At 71.5% G+C, this 23,815-nt stretch carries 20 protein-coding genes; 10 read left to right on the top strand and 10 right to left on the bottom strand.

Annotated elements, in window-relative coordinates:
• The first annotated feature begins 354 nt into the window (after positions 1–354).
• The 3 genes from HALOF300_RS03950 to HALOF300_RS03940 are packed head-to-tail and all read left to right on the top strand — an operon-like array spanning position 355 to position 5,763.
• Positions 355–1,800 (top strand): hypothetical protein, encoded by a 1,446-nt coding sequence (locus tag HALOF300_RS03950; protein WP_156739504.1) that lies wholly within the window; start codon positions 355–357, stop codon positions 1,798–1,800.
• Positions 1,797–2,906: a hypothetical protein gene (locus HALOF300_RS03945; protein WP_156739502.1), complete on the top strand. Its 1,110-nt coding sequence runs from the start codon at positions 1,797–1,799 to the stop codon at positions 2,904–2,906. Before HALOF300_RS03950 ends, HALOF300_RS03945 begins: the two co-directional genes overlap by 4 nt.
• On the top strand, positions 2,893–5,763 hold the full coding sequence (locus HALOF300_RS03940) for a CHAT domain-containing protein (protein ID WP_156739500.1): 2,871 nt from the start codon (positions 2,893–2,895) through the stop codon (positions 5,761–5,763). The genes HALOF300_RS03945 and HALOF300_RS03940 overlap by 14 nt, the downstream gene beginning before the upstream one ends.
• Positions 5,764–5,948: 185 nt before the next feature.
• Here the strand turns inward: HALOF300_RS03940 and HALOF300_RS03935 are convergent, their stop codons facing one another.
• A complete protein-coding gene (locus HALOF300_RS03935) occupies positions 5,949–6,419 on the bottom strand; it encodes an SRPBCC family protein (protein ID WP_156739498.1) in 471 nt (156 codons plus the stop codon).
• Positions 6,420–6,459: 40 nt separating this feature from the next.
• Between HALOF300_RS03935 and HALOF300_RS03930 the strand changes: the two genes are divergently transcribed.
• A complete protein-coding gene (locus HALOF300_RS03930) occupies positions 6,460–7,962 on the top strand; it encodes an amidohydrolase (protein ID WP_231955000.1) in 1,503 nt (500 codons plus the stop codon).
• Positions 7,963–8,053: 91 nt separating this feature from the next.
• On the opposite strand, the gene HALOF300_RS03925 is transcribed toward HALOF300_RS03930, so the two are convergent.
• Positions 8,054–9,031, bottom strand: coding sequence for a DUF4862 family protein (locus HALOF300_RS03925; RefSeq protein ID WP_156739496.1), 978 nt, complete (start codon positions 9,029–9,031; stop codon positions 8,054–8,056).
• 222 nt (positions 9,032–9,253) lie between these two features.
• On the opposite strand from HALOF300_RS03925, the gene HALOF300_RS03920 reads away from it, so the two are divergent.
• The gene (locus tag HALOF300_RS03920; protein ID WP_197522286.1) at positions 9,254–9,883 is read left to right on the top strand and encodes a nitroreductase family protein; all 630 of its coding nucleotides are present in this window, start codon (positions 9,254–9,256) and stop codon (positions 9,881–9,883) included.
• A 201-nt stretch (positions 9,884–10,084) separates the two neighbouring features.
• On the opposite strand, the gene HALOF300_RS03915 is transcribed toward HALOF300_RS03920, so the two are convergent.
• From HALOF300_RS03915 to HALOF300_RS03900, 4 genes are all read right to left on the bottom strand, one after another.
• Positions 10,085–12,040 (bottom strand): HNH endonuclease signature motif containing protein, encoded by a 1,956-nt coding sequence (locus HALOF300_RS03915; protein ID WP_197522285.1) that lies wholly within the window; start codon positions 12,038–12,040, stop codon positions 10,085–10,087.
• Between the two features lie 269 nt (positions 12,041–12,309).
• Positions 12,310–13,041 (bottom strand): FadR/GntR family transcriptional regulator, encoded by a 732-nt coding sequence (locus HALOF300_RS03910; RefSeq protein ID WP_156739492.1) that lies wholly within the window; start codon positions 13,039–13,041, stop codon positions 12,310–12,312.
• Positions 13,038–14,027, bottom strand: coding sequence for a dihydrodipicolinate synthase family protein (locus tag HALOF300_RS03905; RefSeq protein ID WP_156739490.1), 990 nt, complete (start codon positions 14,025–14,027; stop codon positions 13,038–13,040). Before HALOF300_RS03905 ends, HALOF300_RS03910 begins: the two co-directional genes overlap by 4 nt.
• Positions 14,024–15,136: a sialidase family protein gene (locus HALOF300_RS03900; protein ID WP_156739487.1), complete on the bottom strand. Its 1,113-nt coding sequence runs from the start codon at positions 15,134–15,136 to the stop codon at positions 14,024–14,026. The genes HALOF300_RS03905 and HALOF300_RS03900 overlap by 4 nt, the downstream gene beginning before the upstream one ends.
• A gap of 60 nt (positions 15,137–15,196) precedes the next feature.
• Here HALOF300_RS03900 and HALOF300_RS03895 point away from each other — a divergent pair, with 60 nt between their 5' ends.
• From HALOF300_RS03895 to HALOF300_RS03880, 5 genes are read left to right on the top strand one after another with little or no spacing between them, the layout of a single operon-like run.
• Positions 15,197–16,849 (top strand): extracellular solute-binding protein, encoded by a 1,653-nt coding sequence (locus tag HALOF300_RS03895; protein ID WP_156739485.1) that lies wholly within the window; start codon positions 15,197–15,199, stop codon positions 16,847–16,849.
• Positions 16,830–17,825, top strand: a complete 996-nt coding sequence (locus HALOF300_RS03890; protein WP_156739483.1) for an ABC transporter permease — start codon at positions 16,830–16,832, stop codon at positions 17,823–17,825. The genes HALOF300_RS03895 and HALOF300_RS03890 overlap by 20 nt, the downstream gene beginning before the upstream one ends.
• Complete coding sequence (locus HALOF300_RS03885; RefSeq protein WP_231954999.1) at positions 17,822–18,496, top strand: carbohydrate ABC transporter permease; 675 nt, start codon at positions 17,822–17,824, stop codon at positions 18,494–18,496. The genes HALOF300_RS03890 and HALOF300_RS03885 overlap by 4 nt, the downstream gene beginning before the upstream one ends.
• The gene (locus HALOF300_RS27240) at positions 18,493–18,777 is read left to right on the top strand and encodes an ABC transporter permease family protein (protein WP_231954998.1); all 285 of its coding nucleotides are present in this window, start codon (positions 18,493–18,495) and stop codon (positions 18,775–18,777) included. The genes HALOF300_RS03885 and HALOF300_RS27240 overlap by 4 nt, the downstream gene beginning before the upstream one ends.
• Positions 18,778–18,832: 55 nt before the next feature.
• Positions 18,833–19,936 carry a sialidase family protein gene (locus HALOF300_RS03880; RefSeq protein ID WP_156739481.1) on the top strand — a complete coding sequence of 368 codons (1,104 nt, stop codon included), beginning with the start codon at positions 18,833–18,835 and terminating at the stop codon, positions 19,934–19,936.
• Between the two features lie 43 nt (positions 19,937–19,979).
• On the opposite strand, the gene HALOF300_RS03875 is transcribed toward HALOF300_RS03880, so the two are convergent.
• From HALOF300_RS03875 to HALOF300_RS03860, 4 genes are all read right to left on the bottom strand, one after another.
• Positions 19,980–20,747: an alpha/beta fold hydrolase gene (locus HALOF300_RS03875; RefSeq protein WP_156739479.1), complete on the bottom strand. Its 768-nt coding sequence runs from the start codon at positions 20,745–20,747 to the stop codon at positions 19,980–19,982.
• Positions 20,748–20,842: 95 nt separating this feature from the next.
• Positions 20,843–21,388, bottom strand: coding sequence for a GrpB family protein (locus HALOF300_RS03870; RefSeq protein ID WP_197522284.1), 546 nt, complete (start codon positions 21,386–21,388; stop codon positions 20,843–20,845).
• Between the two features lie 511 nt (positions 21,389–21,899).
• Complete coding sequence (locus HALOF300_RS03865; RefSeq protein ID WP_156739475.1) at positions 21,900–22,607, bottom strand: SDR family oxidoreductase; 708 nt, start codon at positions 22,605–22,607, stop codon at positions 21,900–21,902.
• Between the two features lie 39 nt (positions 22,608–22,646).
• Positions 22,647–23,723: an alkene reductase gene (locus HALOF300_RS03860; RefSeq protein WP_156739472.1), complete on the bottom strand. Its 1,077-nt coding sequence runs from the start codon at positions 23,721–23,723 to the stop codon at positions 22,647–22,649.
• Positions 23,724–23,815: the final 92 nt, after the last annotated feature.

The raw sequence follows: 23,815 nt of genomic DNA, 5'->3' as shown, positions 1-23,815 counted from the left end.
CGTTCACGCAGGCGGCCGAGCGTTCACCTGTCGCGCGGCGCGCCGGGCCGGTCGAAGCCGTTGCACGGGCCGAAGAGACTGCACCGGCCGACGCCGCCGAACTGGGATCGGTAGCCGCCAGTGCCCGCCCAGGATCCGATGGTCAGCGCGATCCCATCGCCACCGCACCGCAACCAACCGCAACCAGCCAGGGGGCACACCGTGGGCGCATGCCCCGCATCGATCGAGGATCCGCCCGCGCACACCCGGCCCAAGCGCACGCGACGCAGCGGCTGCCTGCCGGACGGAGGCCGAGAGCGACCCCCTCGGCACCCGCGTCCGCACCTGCGGCTGGTGTCTCCTAGACTCGGGCGGGTGAGCACCGAGGGGGAGCGCATCGCAGCGCCGTTGCCGCGTGCCCTCGTGCTGGACCGAGCGTGGCGCGCCACCGCCACCGATCACACGCCCGGCCTGGACCCGCTGAGCAACTCCACCGGCGGTCCGCTGTCCCGGACGGTCAAGCTGATCCTCGACCCGCTGGTGATCCGGCCCGGCCAGCGACCCGAGCTTGCGGCCACCGCGCTCAGCCCCGCCGCCGCCGCCGAACTGACCGACACCGTCGCCGGCGCGGGCATGGTCCTGTCGCACACGGCGGCCTGGTTCATGGTGCTCAAGCGGGCCCGCCGCGCCGCCGGCATCACCGAGGGCCACCCGCAGGACCTCTACTTCCAGCGCGCGTTCGAACTCGCCACCGTCCACGGCGAACCGACCGAGCCCGACGGCGCCCGGCTCGCCGGCGAGGTCCTCGCCGAGGTGCATCACGCGGGCCCGAGCGTCGCACGCCTGCGCGAGCACCTCGCCGACCCGACCACGCGCGCCGAGCATGCCGACCGACTGCGCCGTAGGTGGTCGGGCCGCTTCAACGACACCACCTCAGCGGAGGCGCCCGGCCAGGACCCAGCGTGCACCGAGTCGGTGGGTGCCCCCCACCCGGCGGGCACCGGCCCGGCCGGCGCCGTCCGGGTGCGGCCCGCGCACCGGCTGGCCGCCGCCCCCGTCCTGGATGAGGCCGCCGCGGCCGCCGCGCACTGGCAGGACCTCGTCGACTCAGACGTGGGTGCCCGCCTCGGCCGGTACTGGTGGTTCGCCGACGGGGCCGCCCGCGACGACGGCACCTCGACGCACGACCTGCCGCCCGCCCCCGAGCTCGGCGAGCACGCCTCCACCTCCGACCTGGCGCTCCCGCTGGACCGCAGCATCTATGAGCGGGTGTTCACCCTGGTCCGCTCGGCCTCGGGCCGAGACGAGCTCGGCGACATCGCCGAAGTCGTGACCGACGAGGTGGACCGCGCCGCCTCTCCATGCGGTTACACCGACCCCACGCTGCGTGCCGGGCTCCTGGTCGGCGTGGAACTGGCCCACCGGCTGCGCCCCATCGAGAGCATCGGCGGCCCCGGCCCCGGCTCCGGCTCCGGCTCCGAGCTGGAGCGGCGCATCAACCGCCGCTGGCAGCGCGAGGCCTACGTGTGGCAGGCGCGCAGGCTCCCGATCGACGGCGACCCCGACGCCGGTGGAGTCCTCGGCGACGTCGCCCGCGAGGTGGCCGCCCCCGCCCCGAGGTACGTGCGCCGGCTCTGGTCGAGACTGCACGGCCGGGACGCCCGGTCCCGGCCGCTGTCCGACCACGAGGAGGCCGTCGACGTGCTCGAGGGCGTCGCGCTGTCCGTGATCCGCGATCACCGTGACCGGGTCCGGGGCGCACTGTCCCGACTCGGTGACGCCGCTGCACCCCAGCCCGAGGCCCAGGCGGTGCCCCAGTGACCGACGTCAGCATCGCCGTCGACTCCCTCGGTGCGATCACCATCGACCCCGCTGGCACCACCCCACCCCCGCCGTGGCGGGCGGGCGTGGTGGACGCCGTCGGCGGTGCGCTCACCTCGCCGGTCGGCAGCCCGCGCACGTCGCCACCCCACGCCGTCCTCGACGACCCCGACGCCGCCCAGCAATGGCTCTGGCAGGTCTACGGGACCGAGGTGGCGCTCGCCGTGGCCGCCCTCGCCGCGGACGTGACACCGATCGAGCCGGGCGTGCCCGTGCTGGCGGCCGCCGAGGCCGGCCCGCTGACCGGTGTCGCGCACCGCCTCGGCCACGTCTGCTGGGCGCAGGCTTGGTGGCCCGCGTCGGTCCTCGACGGCGTGCCTCCCCTCGACGCGGACCTGCTGCTCCTGGAGCGGGTCGGGTTGGAGCACGAGGCCGACGGCCTCGTCGACGACGCGCTCGGCGCGGCTGCCGTGACCGGCGTCGCTCGCGCCCTCGCCACCCTGGACGCCCTCAACGGCAGCCTCGAGCCGCAGTCGCCGGAGTCGGTGACCGTCGTCCAGGCGCGGGCCGCGGCCCTGGACTGGGCCGACGCCCTCGACCTGGAACTGACTGCCGAGGCCACGCCGCGCGTGGAGGCGTTCGCACTCGCCGCCGGCGCGAGCCCCGCGCCCGGGATCGAACTCGCCCGCGGCCGCACCGGAGCCACCTGGGCCGGTCTACCCGCCGGCCTCGTCGACGCAGCCGAGACCGCCGTCGTGTGGAGCCTGCGCCGCACCGCGACCGGCCGCGAACTGATCGTCGAGGTCGCGGGCCTGCCCGGCCGGCCGGCCGGCCTCACGCTCACGGCGACCATCACGGACGAGGCGGGTTCCGCCGTCGTCCTCGACCTGCTTCCGGACGAGAGCGGGTGGCGCGGCCAGGCGCCGGTACCCGCGCAGACCGGGACCACCCTGACGGTCGCGGTGACCCTGCCTGGCTATGCGGTGCCCAGGTCCGGGCCGGACGCGGCCGACCGGGACCGGGTGCGCAGCGCGGCGCGGTCGCTGTTGGCCTCGCCTGCGATCCTCGCGCAGGGTGCGGCGAGGATCGTCGATGAGGATTTCTGACACCATCCGCCGCCAGATCCACACCGGCATCGAGTTCCAGATGGCCGGCCGGTGGAAGGAGGCCGAGCGGACGCTGAGGTCGGTGGAACGGCCGATCCGGGCGCTGCCCGCCGGATCCGAACGCACCCACCTGGAGCTGGCGCTGCTCGAGGCCCGGGCCACGTTGCACATGTACCGGCAGGAGTGGGCGGCGGCCGAGGAACGGCTGCGCGAGATGCTGCGGCAGCTCGCGGCGGAGCCGGACGAGTCCATGAAGCAGTGGCAGGGCAGTGCGCTGACGAACCTGTCCTCGGTGTGCGCGCAGAGTGGTCGCGACCTCGAGGCCGCCGAGCTGTCCCAGCGGGCCGTGGCCGTGTTCGAGTCGATGACCGCGCCGCGTCCGGAGGACGTGGAGATGCTCGCGACCACGCGCAACAACCTCGCGGCCCAGGCGGCCCGGGAGTCCCGGTTCGACGACGCGAAGATGCACGCCAACCACGCCCTGATGGCGGCCACCGGGCAGGGCTCGATGCTGCCGGAGGGGCAGGCGCTGCGGCTGCTCGGCACGATCGCCTCGTTGGAGGACGATCTCCCCGCCGCGGCCGACTACCTCGGCCGTGCCCAGGACGTGCTGACCCGCTTCGGCGCGCACCTGGAGAGCGCCCAGGTGGGCCTGGTGCTGGCCCGGCTGGCCGCCCAGCGTGGTGACGGACGTGAGTTCGCGGCGCACATGGAGGAGGTCCGGGAGGCGTTCCGCAGCCGCGGGGAGCTCCGGGCGATTGCCGAGATCGACTACATGCAGGCCGAGTTCCTGCTCGCCTGGGTGCCCGAGGAACATGACCGGGCGGCGTTGAACCTGGACTGGAGCGGGGTCGATGCGGACACCGACCCGTACACGCTGTCCCAGGACCATCAGAACGACCTGCTGCTCGGCGGCGCCGTCGACTACGCCATCCCGGCCGCGTTGGCACTGGACGCGATGCGCACCCAGTTCCCGTCCGGCTACCAGCGGGAGCGGTTCGTCACGCAGGTGGCCGACCCGGCCCGGGACGCCGCGTTCCGGGCCGCGCTGCAGTCCTCGAACGGGATGGCCACCTTCGCGCTGATCGAGTGGCAGGCCGCCAGCGGTACCCCCACCGTGGTGCTCCCGGCAGGGGCTGCGGCGCGGCCCGTCGAGGGCACCGCGGGTGCCGGCGCGAGCGCCGACGAAGCCGTCGAGCTCATGCTCCCGAGCGGCCCGGCGGTCGCCGTGGAGCCGGTGCCGAGGATGCTCCTCGCCCCGGGCCAGGGGGAGGTCCTCGGCGAGGAGTACGCCACGGCTCGAACGAGGTACGGGCAGGAGCTGCGCTCTCCCGAGCTCGTCCAACGCTGGGCCGAGCCGGGCGACCGGCCAACGGTCGTGCTCACCTACGTGGACACCGGGCACGGCACGTTCTGCAACTGGCGCGTCGACGGTGCGCCCGGGGGCGTCGGCCGGGTGGCGCACGAGGAGATGGAGCGGGCGCTCGGTCGGCTCGCGCAGGGACTGCCCTCGGTCGCGGCCGGTGTGGACAAGGTCGCCACCTACACGGACCTGCTCACGTCCGGGCCGCTCGTGGACTACGCCGCGGAGTGGGAGGTTGCGGTCGGGCTCGCCGAGGCATTCCTGGCCACCCCGCTCGTCGACCAGCTCGCGGCGTATCACGAGGCCGGGGTCCGCCCGCACGTTCGGGTGCAGCCGTCGCCGCGCACTGCGGCCGTCCCGTGGGAGCTGCTCGCGGTGGACACCACGGACGTTCGGCTGGTGGAGATCGCCGACGTGACCGTGGTCGCGCCGGGCCATGTGCCCGGAGCCGGGATCGATGCCGCCGACGGCGGGGCTCGCTCCGTGTGGTCCGGCGGCGGCCGGTTCCGGGGCCGGGATGGCGCCGGGGCGACGGCGTCCGGTGCGTCCGCGGCCGACGCCCGGCCGCCGCGAGGTGGCCTGCTCGGGCGTCTGCGGCGGTCCGGTGCCGGGCCGGTCCCTGGCGGTGCTGGGCAGGTCTCCGACGGTGCGGGTGGTGCCGTGCCCGTCGCGGGCGGTGGGGCGGGTGCCGCCGAGGTGGCCGCCGCCGGCGCTCCGGGGGTTGCGGCGACCTCCTCGACGGCGGACACCGTCATGGCCCTCGACCCGCGGATCCCCGGCTGGCCCGCCGCGTCCGCGCTCGGCTCCGTGCTCGGCCGGGTCACACCCGGCAACGCCCGGTACGCCGGACTCCTCGAGCGGCTCGACTCCTACGCCCGCGCCGGCCGCGTCGACGTGCCCGGCGGCGACCTGACCGGCCTGTTCCGCCGCACCGACGCCGACCGGGACTGGCTCGCCGCCGCGCTGCAGGCCGGACCGAAGCGGTTCGTCTATGTCGGGCACGTCAGCGCCGCCGCGACCGAGCGCGGCCAGGCGGATGACAGCCAACTGCACCTGTCCTGCACCGTCGACGTGCCGGGCCTTGCCGAGCCGATGCGTGAGCACCGTCCGCTCTCGGCGCGGGACCTGCTGGCCGACCCGCAGCGCTGGCCGATGCCGCCCCGGGTCGCTCTGATCGGGTGTGAGTCCGGCGCGGACGCCCGGTTCCGTGATCCCTACGGCCTGGTCGGCGCCGTGGTGCGCGCCGGCGCCACGCTGGTCACCGGAACCCGCTGGCCGTTGCTCACCGAGCACGCGCTGTCCTCGTTGGCGGACGTGGCCGGCAACCCGATCACGGACGCCGTGCTCGCGGTGGACGCCGCGCACGACGCACCGGACGCCGTCGCCGCCTTCAGCGCCTGGCAGCGTGAGCGCCTCGCCGCCTGGCGATCAAGCCGGGCAGTCGCGGACTCCCCGCTGCTGTGGGCCGGGTTGGTGACGTTCACGACCGCTTGATGCCACCCTCCGGTCGATCGACCTCGGCGACCAGGTCCTCGACCCCGGCCGCTCGAACGTGGCGGGGCGCCGGGTCAGCGCTGGAGCGCGACGCCGGCGGCGGGCATTCGCGGTCAGCGGTGTGGTTGCGAGGCGTCAGGGACATCGGAACCACACCGCAACGCAGTGCGTCGTCCCTGCGCAGCTCAGCCTGCTGCGGCCACCACCACCGGATCGGCGCAGCCGGCCGCGAAGCCCGCGATACGCCTGTCGATGTCGCGCTGCAGGACCCACGCGCCGACCCGCTCCGCGAGCGGGGCGAGCCATGCCGGCCGGCACGAGAAGTTGTACCGCCAGATCGCCCGGGTACCTCCGCCGTCGGCCGCCTCGAACCGCCACCCACCGCCGAGGCGAGCGAAGAACCACGGTCCTGTGACCATCTTCATCCCGACGTTGCGCGGTGGGTTGTAGGAGACGTACTCGCTGACCATCCGCAGCCCGCTGCGGTGCCGCGTCATGGTGCGGACGCCCTTCGCGGGCACGGTGGCGCCATCGAGGAAGTGCTGACGGCGGATGAACGGGTCCCAGCGCAGCCGCACCTGCCCTGTGGTCTGGGACACCGCGAACGCCGTCGCGGGATCGAGGTCCACCACGACGCTTGACTCGACGACCGGCATGGCAGCGATGATCCCATGCCCGGGCGGATACGCTGCCGCAGTGTCGAGAGCGAGTGACCCGGTCAGCGTGCTGCTGCGTCGTGTCCGCCGGCCGGGCGGGGGCGAGCCGTTCGACGTGTTGATCCGCGGTGGTCGGGTCGCGTCGATGCACGACGGCGGCAGCGGGCCGGGCGTCGTCGGCACCGATGGCGGGGTCGAGCCGGTCGACGCCGACGGTGCCTATCTGGTGCCTGGCCTGTGGGACGCGCACGTGCACATGCAGCAGTGGGCGCTGCTGCGGGAGCGCCTCGACGTCAGCGCCGCGTCGTCCGCCGCGCAGGTCCTGCGACTGGTCGCCGACCACCTCGCCGCCCGCGATGCCGGCGACCGAGGGCCGCTGAACGTCTTCGGGTTCCGGGACGGGCTCTGGCCCGACGAGCCGAGCCTGGCCGCGCTCGACGCCGTCGCCGGCGAGGTGCCGGTGGTGATCGTCAGCGGCGACGTGCACAGCGCCTGGGTCAACGGCGCCGGCGCGCGGCTGCTCGGCGTGGCGGTCGGGGCTGACGGCATGGTCCGCGAGGGACCCTGGTTCGAGGCGTCCCGTGACTACGAGGAAGCTCCCGAAGCCCTGCGCGAGCAACTCGTGGCGCGAGCCGCCCGGGCCGCCGCGGGGCGGGGCGTGACCGGGATCGTGGACCTGGAGCTGGCGGACAACGTCTTCGCCTGGCAGGACCGGATCGCCGCCGGGGTGGACCAGCTGCGGGTTCGGGCCGGCTGCTACCCGGACCGTCTCGAGCAGGCCATCGCCGCTGGGTTGCCGACCGGTGCCGTGGTGGACGGCACCGGCGGGCTGCTCACGGTCGGACCGCTCAAGATCATCTCCGACGGGGCACTGAACACGCGCACCGCGCACTGCCGGCACGCCTATCCCGACGGCGGGCACGGCGTGCAGGAGTGGAGCCGGGAGCAGATGCTCGACCTGGTCACGCGGGCCCACAGGGCGGGCCTGGCCACGTCCATCCACGCGATCGGGGACCGGGCGAACACGATCGCTCTCGACGTGTTCGCCGCGGCCGGCGTCGGCGGGAGTATCGAGCACGCCCAGCTGATCGATGCAGCCGACGTGCCCAGGTTCGCCGAACTCGGGGTCACGGCGAGCGTGCAGCCCGAGCATCTCCTCGATGACCGCGACGTCGCCGACGTGTACTGGCCGGGCCGGACCATGGACGCCTTCCCGCTCGCGTCCCTGGCCGCGTCGGGCGCGCGGATCCGGTTCGGGTCGGACGCGCCGGTCTCCCCGCTGGATCCCTGGCTGGGCATCTCCGCCGCGGTGGCCCGCACCAAGGACGAGCGCGAGCCGTGGCACCCCGAGCAGCGGATCGGTGCCGCCCTCGCGCTCGCGTGCGCTGCAGACGGCCGCGACGCAGTCCGGGTCGGGGACGTTGCCGACCTCGTGCTCGTCGGCGCGGACCCGCTCGGCACGGACCCGGTCCGTGGGCTGCGGGAGATGCCGGTACTGGCCACGATGGTCGGTGGCCGGTTCACGCACCGCGACGGGATCTGAGACCTTGTGCTAGGAGCAATGCGGACTCCCGCCGCATCCGCTACCGCCCCGCTCCGACCGAAGCCGGAGGGCCTCGCCGCATAGGTCGGGGCTACTGGGCGGCTCCTGCAGCCTGACGTTCCGCGTCGAGCAGCATCGCGATGGCGTCGCGCGCGACCTCGAGGCGTTCCGCCACTGTTCGGCTCGGCGGACCGGCAGTGACCTTCAGGCCCCGGTAGCTCGGTGCCGACGAACCGGCGGCGGCGAACGTGCGACGCATCTCCTCGGGTCCGAGCAGGCTCTCCGACCAGGCGCCGTCGCCACCCGCGCCACGGGGCGCGATGTGCCCGTCCTGCCAGCCCACTCCCGAGGTCCCGGGCGCGGGGGTGGCGCCGGAGAAGATGAGCCCGGCCAGTCGACCCCGCTCGGCTGCCATCCGGACGTGCTCCTCGGGGGTCTCCGCGGAGCGGCCCTCGATGGCGCTCCGGCCCCAGTTCACGGTGACGCCGAGCCGGGGGTCTGCGAGGGCATCGATCACGGTGAGCTCGGCGTGGAGCTCGAGGAAGCCCTTCTCCGGGCGCCGGCCGGGCCGCGGTGCGTCGCAGTGCTCGACGGCGAGAGTCGTGCCGGTCGGGTCCGACTCGAGCAGCTGGGTCAGGGACCGCTCGAACTCACCAACAGACGCGGTCCCGGTCGGAGCGCTGTTGATCTCGATGGCGCGGATGCGCTGCCGACCGGCCAGGTCCGCGGCGCGCTGCGCGAGCGTGAGGGCGCGACGCACGTCCTCGACCGCTGCCGCACGTCCGTCAGCGTCCGTCGACGCGAGTCCGTAGTTCGCATCGGCCGACAGTCGCCCCACAACCGTGGGGATGCAGGTGATCACGAGATCCCAGCCCTCGGGCACGAGCGTCGGCAGTCCGTCAGTGCCCGCCTCCCAGCCGGGCGTCGCACCGACGGCGTTCTCGAGGGGGATCTCGAGCGCATCCACGTCAGAGAGGGCGTCGAGGGCACGGTAGGCGTCGGGTAGTTCGTCCGGCTCGCGGCCGGCGAACAGCGCGTATGCCCCGAGCACCAGCCCGGCGCCGGTCATCGTCCAGCCTCGCGATTCGGGAGGTGGTGGTCAGGGTCGGACGCGGTCGGCGCGTGGTGTCGTTGCACGCCGACACGCTACCGTCGCGGCCGCATCCGGGGGCCCTTCCTGGGCGCGTGCCGCCCCACAATCGCCTGCCGCGGTGGCCAGATCCGTCGTCCGCGATGTGAGCCGTCTCGACCCGGGTCGCGGGAGCGGGCAGTGCGGGTGCAGGATCCACACATGACGCTGCCGTTGTCCCCGGATGAACTGCTCAGCACGACCCGCTCGGTGCGCAAGCGCCTCGACCTCGACCGACCGGTCCCCTTCGAACTGATCCGGGAGTGCATCGAAGTGGCTCTGCAGGCCCCGAGCGGTGGCAACCGGCAGACGTGGCACTGGATCGTGGTGACCGACGAGGCCAAACGCGCCGCCATCGGCGAGTACTACGCCCGCTCCTACGGCGCCTACCGGAGCGAACGGGCGAGCCGCCCGGTCCAGTCCGGCCGGGTTGCGGCCCAGGCCCGAGTCGCATCCTCCTCCGACCACCTCGCCGAGGTCATGGGCAGGGTTCCGGTGCTGACGATCGCCGCTATCGAGGCTCCCGAACTGCCCGAGGGGAACCAGGCGGGGCTGTGGGGCTCGCTGCTCCCGGCGGCGTGGAGCTACGCACTCGCGGCCCGTGCCCGCGGGCTGGGTACGGCGTGGACCACCCTGCATCTGCCGTACGAGCACGAGGTTGCCGACCTGCTCGGGGTGCCGGCCCACGTGCGCCAGGGGGTGCTGCTCCCGACCGCGTACTTCACCGGGGAGACGTTCCGACCGGCGCCGCGTGAAGGCGTGGACTCGGTGCTGCACCACGACTCCTGGTAGACGGAGGAGTCACGGGTCTGGCTGCGCCATCGAGGAGATGGGTCCGGCCGAACGCGGTGGCAGGTACGGTCCTGAGCCAGCGCGCCAGCCGGATCACCCGTCGTCGCGACCACACTGGACAGCCCGGTCGGCCCGCCTTGGGGCGTGCGTGGCGACCAAGCCGGACAGCCCCGTCGGCACGCCGCGGGGGCGTGCGTCTGGTCATGGTCCGGGGTCTTGGATCTGTTCTCCGTCCTTGGTGAAGAACTGCCATTCTCCGCCGTTCCAGATCATGGTGATCTGGTGGGTGTCGACGAAGCGGTGGTGGTAGAAGCACAGCAGGGCACCGTTGTGCAGGTCGGTGTTGCCGCCGTCGGCCCAGTGGATGACGGAGTGGTGTCCTTCGCACAGCGGCGGCGGTGCCTTGCAGCCGGGGTAGGTGCAGTGCCGGTCGCGGGCGACCATAGCGCGGCGTCGGGCGTTGGTGAAGCGGCGGTGCGCCCTGCCGACGTTGATGACTTCGGAGTCGGGACCGAAGATGATCCGGTAGATCTCGCCGCCGCAGGCGATCCGGCGCAGTACCGAGGGTGGGACGGGGCCGGTGCCGTCGGCCCAGGTGGCTGGGGGTTGGGACAAGATCGCGGCCCAGTCGACCTGTTCGAGGGCCTTGAGGTTGGTCAGCCCGCCGGTGCCGGGCTGCAGGAGTGGGAGGTCTCGGCCGAACACGGGCCGCGCGTCGCAGACGTCGATCGGGTCGGTGTCGGGGCTCGTGCGGGCCCAGTCGGGGATGTCCGCTCCGGGGTCCTCGGCCCTGGTCTCGGCGCCGCTGGTCTCGGCGCCGCTGGGGTCGGCTTCGGCGGGCCTGGCCTCGGCGCGGGTGGGGTCGGCCGCGGTGTCGGGGGTGTCGGTGCCCCAGCCGTGGTGGGCGCTGGTGGCGATGATGTGTTCGAGTTCGGGTGCGCTGATCAGCACACCCATGTGGGGTCGCACGGTCTGGCCGGTGCCGGCGAGGCCTTGGTTGAGGATCAGTTGGGCTGCGTCGGCGAGGGCCTGGGCACGGCGCTGGCTCGTGGTGCGGGTATCACCGGCAGCTGGGACCGGGGTCAGGGCGGTGAGGGCTTCCTTGACGAGTTGGCCGTGTTCGTCGGTGATGAATCCGGACAGGTGGAAGCCGCCGGTGGTGGCGGCGAGGTCGAAGAACTCCCGTTCGCAGGCTTCCCGGTAGCCGCGTTCGTCGGACTCGGCGTCGGCGAGGGCGGCGAAGTACTTGCAGACCACGCGCAGGTCTTCGAACGACCCGGCACCGGCGAGTGTGAGGATCACCGACTCCGCGGTCGCGTCATCATCGAACGGACCCACGCTCACCGCCGTGGCCGCCGTGGCCGCCGTGGCCGCCGTGTCCGCCGTGGCCGCCGTGTCCGCCGTGCCATCGGCCGGGCCGGCTGCACCGCCGGCCTCCCTGGCGGCCTCGCCCTTGTGCGTGGCCTCGCCGGTCTCCGGCCCGTCGCCCGTTTCCGGTGCGTCGCTCGTTTCCGGTCCGGCGCCAGCCTGCGGTGCTTGGTCGGCTTGCGCCACGTCGTTGGTCGGTGTGGTCTCGCCGGGTTGGGGCGCCTCGGTCGGGGTGCTGTTGTTCATGCCGCGGGCGGGTAGCCGTAGTGCGGCCCGGCGGGCCGCGCTCGAGGCCGCGACCGTCGCGATCAGGCCGGCCTGCTCCACTCCGAGCTGCCCGGTGCGCAGGGCTTGACGGACTTCGGGCAGGTCGTTGGCGAGCCGGTCGGCCAGGCGGACCTCGCGTGAGGCCCGGGCGAAGGACATCCGGTGCGTGCGGGCGACGTGCTGGGGGTAGGTGCGGACCTTGCCGGACAGGTCCCACATGCCCTCGGCCCGCTCGGCCGCGAGCCAGTCCAGGCGCCGACCGGTCAGGATCTCGATATCACGGTGGGCCCGCACACTCGCCGCACCCAACGCCCGCCCGGTGTGCTCGTGCTGCTCCTCGAACGGATCGGTGGCAGCCAACGCGGCGGTGACGCAGTCGAGGACGAAGAGCCGGTCATCCAGGGACCCGCCCAACAACGCGGCCAGGTCGGCCGCGCGCCGTGGGTCCGAGGCAAGATCGACCGGACCGGTGCCCCGCTCGGGTGTGCCCTCGCCCGGCGTGTGACCCGTGGTCCAGTCCATCATCCTCACCCCCCGCCCCTTCGTACGTGCGTCCTAGTGCGAACCACGCTACGGGAGTCGGCCCACGAGGCAAGGAGGGTGTCAACCCATTGTGGACAACGAGGCACCAGACCACAGAACAGTGGGTCCAAGGCGGTCGAACCAGCCCCGGATGCCCCACCATCCACAGGCCCAGCCACCCACCCAGGAGATGTCACAGGCGACGTGTAACCCATCAGGCCCGTTCGCAGGAGCGGGCGGCAGTGGTACATCGCAGGGGAGTGCCCGCATCAGTCCTTCGTGGCGCCGGACTTCCCGGCTGCGGCGAGCCGAACGCTGATGCCGTCGAAATGCTCGACGAGGGACTGGGCGACGCGCTCGGGCTCGCCGGACGCGAGCGCGTCGCAGATCTCCCGGTGCCAGCTCACAGCATCCTTGGGCGTGTAGCGCGGGCCCGGCAGCTTGTCGTCGACGTGCTGGAAGGTCCGCCAGAAGACGCGGAGCAGGTCGAGGATCAGTCCGTTGTTCAAGGGCTCATACATGGTGGCGTGGAATCGCCAGTCCTCATCTGGGAAGTACCGGCCCTCGGCCGCGGCCGCATCCATCTCCGCCACGACGGCCTCCAGGGGCGCCCGAGAGCCCTGGGACCAGTACGCGGTGACCTCGCGAGCGAGACCGACCTCGAGGGCGCGCCGCAGTTGCAGCAGTTCCCGGACGTCGGCGAGGTCCCCGCTCGCGGACAGTGTGAGCCGGAAGCCGAGCCCTTCCTCCAGGGACTTCAGGCCGGCCGAGCCGACGAACGTCCCGTAGCCGTGCCGCACGTCGATGATGCCGACGGCCTGCATGGCCTTGATCGCCTCGCGGAGCGAGTTGCGGGAGACACCGAGCTCGGCCATCAACTCCGGTTCGGTGGGCAGCGGGTCGCCGGCCTTCAGCCTGCGCTCGACGATCAGGTCGCGGATCCTGGTCCGGGTCACGGCCTGGCTGGCCAAGGCCCGTCCTGCTCCGCTCTGCGCCGTCATTGCCCCGCGGGCTCCTCGCTTCCCGATCCGATCGTTCCAGCCCCTACTATCGCATCGATCCGCGGTCCGAACTCGGCGATGAGTGCGCTGACCCCTGCCCGCTCCGCGTCGTCGAGGGGTATGCCGGGTCGCGCCAGCGTCGCTCCGGCGATCACTCCCAGGTCCACCAGGGCGGCCTTGAACGCGCCGAGAGCGGCCGAGGTGGCCGAGCGCCGGGTCCTGTTGGCGACGGCGGTGATCCCGAAGAGTTCGAAGAGCCGGTCCTGTTCGGAGCGTGCCTGTTCGACCTGGCCCGCGCGGGCCAGATCGAACAGGCGCCGATAGCCGGCCGGGTCCACGTTCCCCAGTCCCGGCACCACACCGTCGCAGCCCAGTCCGATCGCGTAGTCGACGGTGAGCTCGGACCCTGTGAAGATGGACAGGTCGAGGCCGCGTGCGAACCGCCGCGACAACAGTGCGCGCAAGGACACGTCCGAGCCGCTGGAGTCCTTGACGGCGACGATCGCACCTTCGGCGGCGAGCTCGATGACAGTGTCCGGTGACAGTTTTGTGCCCACCTTGGACGGGATGTCGTAGGCCACCACCGGCACGTCCACGCGCGCCGCGACCTCGGCGAAGTGCCGGCGGATCTCCTCGGGATGCGTCGCCGCGTAGAACGGCGCGGTCACCACCACGGCATCCGCACCCGCCGCCGCGGCGCGCCGTGCCTGGTCCACCACCCGGTCCGTACCCGTGTCGATCGCGCCGGCAAGCACGGGCAGCCGCCCGCCCGCCCGTGCCACCGTGGCAACCACCACCTGTTCGCGCTGGGCGTCGGTGAGCGCGCTCACCTCACCGGTGGTTCCGAGTACGAAGAGCCCGTGCACGCCGCCCTCGATGAGGTGGTCGACGAGCCGATCCAGTGAAGCTTCGTCGACCTCCCCGTCGGGCGTGAGTGGGGTGCACAGGGGTGGGATGACGCCGGCGAGGCGGCCGTGGCTCGTCACGAGATTCCTTCCGTCGGGCTGAACTGGATGAAGCGTATGGATTCGTACGCGGATCGCGACCCGCACTCGACGAGGGCTGCGAGCGACCCGTCCGACAGGAGCGTCAGGTCGCTGTAGGCCCCGGGGCCGTCGTGCAGCACTGGTCCGCGGGACCAGGTGGCGCCGGCGTCGGCGCTGCGCCAGAGGGTGACGTCGCGGCGTTCGGTTCGATGCCCCGGGGTGCTCAGCCAGAGTTCGCCGGCTCCGCTGGCCAGCATGCTGCCCTGGACGGCGGGGAGCGCCAGTTCCGGGTGCGTACGGAAGGGTGCCCGAAAGCCCTCCCCGCCGTCCTCGGACCACGCGCCCAGGCGACCGCCTACGCGAGCCTGGTTGCGTGCGTTGACGTACACGACGCCGTCGGGCAGTTCCGCAGCCGTGGCCTCGTTCGGGTTCAGAGCCGCACCCATCGGGCGCGGTGCGGAGTCGACGGCGCCGACCCGCCAGGTGTGACCGTCGTCGTCGCTGAGGAGCAGGTGGCCGCCGTAGGCGTGATCACCGGGCGCGTCGGAGAGGACCGAGTGGGTGCACGCCGCGACCAGACGGCCGTGGTGCGCACCGTTCGCGAGTGTGAGTCCGTGACCGGGACCGGTGGCGAACCAGCCCCAGTCCGGGCGCCGGACCTGGTCGGTGATCTCGATCGGGTTGCCGAACGGTTCACCAGGGATCGGTGCGCGCTGGACCCAGACGCGGCGCCGATCGCCCTCGGTGACCCCCGGGCGCATCAGGTCCGACTCGGAGACCGACGCCCCATTGGTGACCGTCAGCAGGACGACCTCGCCTGCCGCCGTGAGGAACGGCATCGGGTTGCCGGTCGTGTGGTCCGGGCGCCGGGCCACCACGGTCATCGGTGCCCAGGTGGCGCCGGAGTCGGGGGAGTGTCGCACCACCACGTCGATCCGACCGGTGTCGCCGGCGGAGTCGCGGCGTCCCTCGCAGAATGCCAGCAGGTGTGGGCCCGACGCGATCAGGGCCGGGATCCGGAACGAGGCATAACCGAGCGTGCCCGCTGCGAAGAGCTCCTGCTCGCTCGCGGCAACCCGGGGGCCTGAGATCTGGGCTCTTGAGGACATGGGACGTACTATGTCATAGTGACTCGGTCTTGTACCAGTCCAGGTCCGAAGGAGAACCGGATGTCGCGATCATTGAAGTTCCTAGAGACAGACCGACGCACCGTGCTCAAGGGCGGGGTTGCCGCAGCCGTCGCAGCCCTCGGCGGCGGCGTGCTCGCCAGCTGTTCCAGCGAGGGATCCCCGAGCGGCGGCGGAGGCGGGGGTGGCGGTGCGACCGTCGAACTGCCGACCTATCAGCGGTTCGAGGGTGCCACCCCGGACTTCCCGGCCGCCGCGGAAGGCATGAACGAGGGGTTCCGCGCCTACCCCTCGAACCCCGAGCGTGTGATCTCCGAAGCCCTCGGGGACGGTGAGGTCATCAGTTTCATGACCAACATCCCGGGGGCCATCCCACCCACCCGGGACTCCAACTCGTTCTGGCAGGCGGTCGAGGAGCGGATCGGCTCGCCGCTCGAGATCTCGATGTCCTCCAACGACGAGTACTCGAGCAAGTTCGCCACCCGCATCGCCGGCGGGGACATCCCGGACATCCTGAACATCCCGAAGGACGTGGCCCAGCTACCGGACCTGCTCGAAGCCACCTGTCTCGACCTGACCGAGTACCTCTCGGGCGACGCCGTTCTGGACTACCCGTTCCTGGCGAACCTTCCGTCGCAGTCCTGGCCGGACACCCGCTTCAACGGCAAGATCTTCGCGGTCCCGGTGCCCCGTGGCATGTCGCGCACGTCGGCCCCGATCTACCGCCAGGACCTGACCGAGGCGGCGGGCATCAGCGAGGCTAACCCGGGCAGCTTCGACGAGTTCATGGACCTCTGCGCCGAGATGACGGCGCCGGGCGCGAATCGGTGGGCGTGGGCCTCGATGCCGTCCCAGTACATCCAGCAGATGTGGGGCACGCCCTACCTCTGGGCCGAGGACGGTGGCGCTTTCACCCACATGTACGAGACGGAGGAGATGCTCGGCGCGATCGAGGACATGATCGCGGTCTGGGCCGCCGGGGTCGTGAACCCCGACGCGTACACGGCCACCGGTGGTGCCAAGAAGCAGTGGCTCGCCGCAGGGACGGCGACCTTCATCCACGACAGCTTCGTCGCGTGGAACCAGTTCTACACGGACAACCCGACGATCACCGAGATGCAGCTCAACATGCTCGACGTGCCCGGCCGGGACGGCGGTCAAGGGTCTCCCTGGATGGGTGCGGCGAACAACAACATCACCGCATTCAACGCCGAGAGCACGCACGATCCCGAGGTCCTGCTCGCGATCGCGAACTGGATGGCCGCGCCGTTCGGCACCGAGGAGTACCTGTTCCGCAAGTTCGGTGTAGAGGGCGAGCACTACGAGCTGACCGGGACGGACCCGGTGCCCACCGCACTCGGCAGCTCCGAGGTCGGGATCGGTCTGCAGTACATCAGCGACGCTCCCATGGCGCTCTACCTGCCCGGCCGCCCCGACGTCCCCGAGACGCAGGCCGCCGTGCAGGCCGCGATGGTCGATCGCCTCGTGGACGACGCGTCCTACGGCCTGTACTCGGAGACAAAGTCCCGCATGAACGCTCAGCTTGAGGGCGCTGTCAACGACGCGATGAACCAGGTGGTGCAGGGGAACGCGGGCATCGAGACGTTCACCGACGCCGTCGAGACCTGGCGCGTCAACGGCGGCGACGCCATCCGGGGTGAGTTGGAGGAGGCGTATGCCGCCGAGCACGGCTGAGCGGCTCGCGCCACCGGTCGAGGCGGCGCCGAGCGAGCCTGTCGGCGCCGCGCACCGGCGGCCGCGGTTGCCGTGGTGGCGCAGGCTGAGCCGGGACCGCATGCTGGTGCTGTTCGCGCTGCCCGGCATGTTGGCCGTGCTGTTGTTCCAGTACGTGCCGCTGCTCGGCAACGTCATCGCGTTCAAGGCCTACCAGCCATTCCTCGGGATCGGCGAGAGCCCATGGGTGGGGCTGGAGAACTTCCGGATCATCTTCAACGGCGACCCTGCGTTCCTGGCCGCGCTGCGCAACACCCTGATCCTCACCGGGCTTCAGGCGCTGCTGGTGTTCCCCGCACCCATCGTGCTCGCGCTCCTGCTGAACAGCCTGTTCTCGGACCGGATCAAGAGGCTCGTGCAGAACGTGCTGTACCTGCCGCACTTCCTGTCCTGGGTGATCGTGGTCGCGGTCTTCCAGCAGATGCTCGGAGGCAGCGGACTGCTGAACAACTTCCTGCGCACCCATGACATGGCGGCCCTGGAGATCATCGGCAACCCGGACGTGTTCCACCTGCTGCTGACCGCCCAGATCATCTGGAAGGACACCGGCTGGGCGACCATCATCTTCCTCGCGGCGCTCTCCACGGTCGATCCCCAGCTCTACGAGGCCGCCGCCGTCGACGGCGCGGGCCGGCTACGGCAGATGTGGCACATCACGCTGCCCGCGCTAAAGGGCGTGATCATCCTGCTGTTCATCCTGCGCCTCGGCGACTCGCTCTCGGTCGGCTTCGAGCAGATCATCCTGCAGCAGGCCGCCGTCGGACGCGGCGTCAGCGAGGTCCTCGACACATACGTCTACAACAACGGCATCGTCGGTGGGCAGTGGGGGGTCTCGGCCGCCGTGGGCCTGGTCAAGGGCGTGGTCGGGGTGATCCTCGTGCTCGGTGCTAACAAGGTCGCCCACATCTTCGGAGAACAGGGGGTCTACAAGTCATGAGCGCGACCCGGACCGTTGAACGTCCGTCGAACCGGACCGTGACACCGCCCACCCGGCAGCGACGGGGCAGGCGGCTCGTCCTCGGCACCCCGCTGCCGCCGTGGTACGTGCAGGCGGCCAAGGCACTGGTCCTCGGAGTCTTCTGCGCCCTTGTGATCGCGCCGTTCGTGGCGATCATCTCCACGTCCATCGCTCCCCGCGACCAGATCTCGAGGGCCGGCGGGCTGGTGCTCTGGCCGGATGCGGTGAACCTCGACGCCTATCGTTCGATCCTCTCCGGCGGCGTCGTCACCCAGGCGGCGCTGATCAGCGTCGGCGTCACGGTGGTGGGCACGGCGCTGAGCCTGTTCACCTCATGCCTGCTCGCGTACGGGCTGTCCCGGCCCGGCTCCTTCGCCAGCCGGCCCATGCTGCTGATCATCCTGTTCTCGATGCTGTTCTCCGCAGGCATCATTCCCACTTACCTGCTGGTGCGGGGCGTCGGCCTGATCGACACCCTGTGGGCGCTGATCCTGCCGACCATGATCAGCGGCTTCAATGTGGTGGTACTGCGCTCGTTCTTCATGAACATCCCCGGCGAGCTGCTCGAGAGCGCCCGGATCGACGGCGCCGGCGAGTGGCGGATCTTCTCGGGCATCGTGATCCCCTCTCGAAGGCGGTGCTGGCGGTGATCGGCCTGTTCTACGCGGTGAGCTACTGGAACGCGTACTTCAATGCCCTCATCTACCTCAACGACTCCGGGCTGTGGCCGCTGCAGCTCGTGCTGCGTACCTACGTGATCAACGAGACGGCGCTGTCCAACACCGATCTCAGCGTCGCGGAGAACCTACCCGCCCAACCGTCGCTGCAGATGGCGATCCTCGTCGTCTCGCTGGTCCCGATCCTGATCGTCTACCCGTTCCTGCAGCGGCACTTCGCCAAGGGAATGATGATCGGTGCCGTCAAGGGCTGACTCCTGAGCGACCCGCCATCACCACAAACCACCACCCAGTCACAGGAGTTCGCATATGCCTGCCCCGATCACGGTCTTCGAACGCGATACCCACGGCTACCAGTGCTTCCGCATCCCGGCCCTGGTCCGAACGCCTGCGGGCACCCTGCTCGCGTTCGCCGAGGGCCGGATGCCGGCGGTCCACACCGATGCCTGGTGTCACGACGCCGCACCGATCGACCTGGTGCTGCGCCGCTCCACCGACGACGGTGCCACCTGGGGGCCGCTGCAGGTTCTCCTGCGCGGAGCCGGGCAGGACGACTCCGGGCTCACCGGTCCTGACGGCCAGGCCACCCGGGGCAACCCGGCGCCGGTGGTCGTCACCCGGGGACCGCACGCCGGCCGGGTGGCTCTGCTCAGTTGCCACAATCCAGCGGGGGTGCGCGAGCGCACCCCGTTCGCCCAGGTGAGCGACGACGACGGCCGCACCTTCTCGCCGGCCCGGAACCTCTCGCACCTCATGCCCGACGGCGTCGGCTGGTTCGCGACGGGCCCGCAGCATGGCCTGGAGCTCGGTGAGGGCCCGCGTGCCGGCCGATTGGTGGTGGGCATCAACTACGACGTCGACGGCGCCCGCTACGGCGGGCTCCTCTGCAGCGACGATGCCGGCCAGTCCTGGTTCCGCGGCGGCACCGTGACGGGCGCAGACCCCGCCGACATCCCGCAGGAACTCGGCCTCGTGGAGACGGCGGGCGGGCGCCTGCACGCGTTCGCCCGGCAGAACTCCTACGCGTCGCTCACCCGGCAGCACGCCGTCTCCACCGATGGCGGCGACAGCTTCGAGGCGCCGTTCGTCGGTGTCCCCGACCTGATCACCACGCCGAGGATCCAGGGCTCGGTGGTGCGGGTGGCCCCCGCGGGTGCACCGGCGCCACCCGGGACCACGGTGCTGTTCAGTTCGCCGTCGGATCCGGACACGCGGCGCACCATGACGGTCTGGCGCAGTGACGACGATGCCGCGACCTGGTCCGAGGTGGGACCGCTCAGCGATGACCGGGCCGGCTACTCGGATCTGGCCGTGCTGGCGCCGGGCGTCGTCGGGATCCTGTACGAGACCGGCGCCTATCCGGACGGCGACTCCCGTGACACGATCCGGTTCGCCACGCTCGAGACGCCGTAGGGACCATCGAGGCGGTCACCTGAGTCGCTGGGACCGTCCAGCGCTATGCGCCCCGCGCCGTTCGATCGGTGTGATGCCGCTGGAGGAACTCGAGCACAGGCGGCCAGACACGGTCCGGGTCGCTGATGGGAGCGGCGTGCCCAAGTCCGGGCAGCTCCATGAAGTCGGCATCGGGGATCGCTTCGGCTACTTCGCGGGCGCGCCTGGCGAAGGTGTCGGCGTCGAGTGCGAAGGCCATGACAAGGGTCGGAACACGGACCCGGGTGAGTGCCTCCAGGCGGTCCTGATAGGTCGCGATGAACTGCGCAGACCGCCGGCGCCGAGCCGGGTCCGGGCGACCCGCTGATTCGGACCCGGTCTGGCGCATCCGCGCAACGAAGGTGTCGTCGGCAAGGCGGGCCGGCGGGAAGGCGGTCAGCAGCGACATCGCGAGCCGCAGGGGTGCGAGTTCATCGCCTCCCTGCGCGAGGAGGTCCCAGCACTCCTGGAAGGTCTTGTCGACCTCGTTCTGACGCCCGTAGGTGGCCAGCAGCGCCGCGCAGGTGACGTGCTCCGGTAGGGCCAGGGCGACCTCCTGGGCCACCGCGCCGCCCTGCGACCAGCCGACGACAGCAACCGGATCCGGCTGGGATCGCACGAACTCGGTGGCGCAGGCGACGGCGCTACGCCAGTCGAGGCCGACGCAGCGGTGCTCGAACGTGGTGACCCGATACCCGAGCGCCTGCAGGCGAGGACGGACCGGTTCCGACCACCTGACCGGATCGGCGAGCGGATTGCTGAGGAACACGACCTCGGGGCCGTCCCCCCCCATGACCGGGTCGCCCCGTACCGTTGCATCGATCCGGCGTCACTCATGATCGGAGTGTGTCAGCGGCCGCGGACAGAGCCGCGATCTGCGTGGCGCGCTCACGTCATGCGGGTGGGATCTGCGGCCAAGACCGACTTGATGAACTCGCTCTTGCCCTTGGTGTAGGCCTCGCGATCCTGGCCAAGTGTCTCCGCGAGATGCTGTTTGAGGTCAGCGTAGGAGCGCGCCGTCTCCGGCGAGGCCCGAAGGGCATCGCGAAAACGAAGTTGGTCCGACTCCCAAACCGACCCGACTTCGCAAACGTGCACGTGCACGGTTCGAGGTTCGCCGGCTGGCGGACGGAAGAAGCGGTGGCCGGGTTCGCGCGCGCGAAGGATCAGGCCCAAGGACTCCAAAGCCGGCCGGTATCTCGCTTCGTCCGCGAGGTCGGGAACGCAGACCTGGACGTCGAGGACAGGTTTCGCTGGCACGCCGGGAACGGCGGTCGAACCGATGTGTTCCAGACGAACACTCGGATCGCCGATAGCGGCTCGTATTCGATTCAACCAGCGGGTTGCCTCGGCGGCCCACTGCGTCGATGGAGCAACGATCACGGCCGGTTCGCCGCCGGGTCGATCGAACCACTCGATGGCTTCTCGCTCCACCGCTCCATTGTCGTCATGGCGGAGGGCTTGTCGAGGGCCACAGCCGCTCGGAATCGATCGTTTCCGGGGCGAGACCGGCGTAACTCCGGCGATGGTCGGGCCAACCCGAACTGAGCGCCGGTGGCCGCTGGGCCCTTTCAGCCGCCCGGGTGTGGCTTTGGCCTTTCATTCGCAGGGTTCCCCATGGCGCTTCGTGGCGTGGTCCAAGTCGCTCACGCCTGTTGTGGCACCTTCCGCTAGCGGCCAAGTTCGCGCCCCTCGAGGATCGCCGCTCAGTGGACCTTGGGCCGCCATGGGCCGTCTCGGCGCAGCGAAGGCAGCCGGCGTGGCGGCGCGGAAGTTGAGGTTTGCAATCGAATCGGAGAACGAGGACTCGCCGGAGCTAATCTCTTGACGCGACTAGCGTCGGGAGGTGCCTGAGCATCAACCGACGCCCGGGCGACTTCACGAGAGGGGAAGTCGGTGTCGGCTGGCGAATGCCGACCCGACCTCCTTGCCGTGCGGCCCTGCGTCAGAGGGCGAGCTGCGGGTACACGACCTCGAGCGGTGCCGAGAGCCCGGCCTTGGCCTGCATCGACGTCTCGTCGGCGAGGACTTCGTGCTTCCCTGCCTCGGTCGCGTCGAACACCGCGGTGACGAGTACGGCGGGGTCGAGCTTGTCGTCGGTGGCGTGCGCGGCCATGGCGGTGTCCACCCAGCCCACGTGTACGCCGACCACCTGGACGCCGGCGGGCTGCAGTTCGAGGCGCAGCGAGTTCGTCGAGGACCAAAGGGCGGCCTTGGTGGCCGAGTAGATCCCCGCGACGGCGTACCAGGAGAGCGCCGAGTGCAGGTTGATGATCGCGGTGTTCCCCTGCTTCGCGGCGAGCAGCGGGGCGAAGGCGCGGGTGAGGAACAGCGGGCCGAGGAAGTTGGTCTCGACGCTGCCGCGGATCTCCTCCTCGGTGTGGGTGAGCAGGCCCGCGCTGGCCACGGAGATGCCGGCGTTGTTGATCAGCACGGTCACGTCGGGTGCGGCCTCTGCCACGGCCCGGATGGACGAGGCGTCGGTGACGTCGAGAGTGAGGGGCACGATTCGCTCGTCGTCCCACGTGCGTGGGGTTCTGGCGGTGGCGTACACCTTCGCCGCGCCGCGGGCGAGGGCCTCGCGGACGAAGTGGGTGCCGATGCCGCCGTTCGCACCGGTGACGAGGACGATGGATCCGTTCAGTGAGGTCATGAGGGGTTCTCTCTATCGATCTGCAGTGGTTGGGGGGGGTCAGGCGCGGGCGAGGGCCGGATAGTCGATGTACCCGCTAACTCCGCCGACGTAGAGGGTCGCGGGGTCGACGTCATTTAACGGTGCATCGGAGCGCAGTCGTTCGACGACGTCGGGGTTGGCCAGGGCGAACCGACCCAGCGGCGCCATATCGGCGAGGCCGGCCTCGATGTCCGCGCCGATGGCGTCGCGGCCACGTCCGTAGCGGACGACGAGCAGCGCGGTGCTCCACACCTCGCGGAAGGAGCGCAGCAGTTCGTCATCTCCGAGGTGGTGGACGTGCAGGTAGGCGAGGTTCAGCGGGGCGAGCTCGCCAACCAGGTAGCGGTACTGGGCGCGCACGGTCTCGGTTCCGCCCTCGTCGAGCCCGCCGAGCGGGAAGGCCGGAGAGATGCGGATGCCGGTGCGGTCCGCGCCGATCTCGTCGGCGACGGCCTGGGCGACCTCGAGGACGAACCGCGCCCGGTTCTCGAGAGATCCGCCGTACTGGTCGGCGCGCTGGTTCGCGTTCGGCGCGAGGAACTGGTGCAGGAGGTAGCCGTTGGCGGCGTGGATCTCGACGCCGTCCGCCCCGGCGGTGATCGCGGAGGCAGCGGCGTGCCGGAACTCGCCGATTACGCCCGCGATCTCCTCGGTGCCGAGCTCACGGGGGACGGGGGTCTTCTCGAGCCCGTGGGCGGTGTGCATGTCCTGCTCGGCCGAGATGGCCGACGGGGCGACAGGGCGACGGTGGTGCGGGGTGTTGTCCGGGTGGGAGATCCGGCCGGCGTGCATCAGCTGGATGAACAGGTGCCCGCCCTCCTCATGGACAGCATCGGCGACCTCCCGCCATCCCTCGACCTGCTCGGGCGTGTAGAGCCCGGGAGTGGAGAAGTACCCCTGACCGTCCTCCGACGGCTGCGTCCCCTCGCTGATCAGCAGACCGAGCGAGGCGCGCTGACGGTAGTAGGTCGCGGCGTGCTCGCCGGGGGTGCCATCGGGGTTGGCCCGGTTGCGGGTCATGGGCGACAGCGCGAGGCGGTGCGGGAGCTCGAGACGGCCGACGGTGAGCGGCTGCCAGAGAGAAGCGGTGGTTATGACTGAGGGGACTCCTTGACATCGAACGGGTCGTCACCGGCGGCCGGTGCGCGGGCGGCGGCCGGGCCCGGAGGTGGGAGGATGAGCCTGCG

Source organism: Occultella aeris (assembly GCF_902703175.1).
In the GTDB taxonomy this organism is placed as follows: Bacteria; Actinomycetota; Actinomycetes; order Actinomycetales; family Beutenbergiaceae; genus Occultella; species Occultella aeris.
This window is presented reverse-complemented; position numbering and strand designations above follow the sequence as displayed.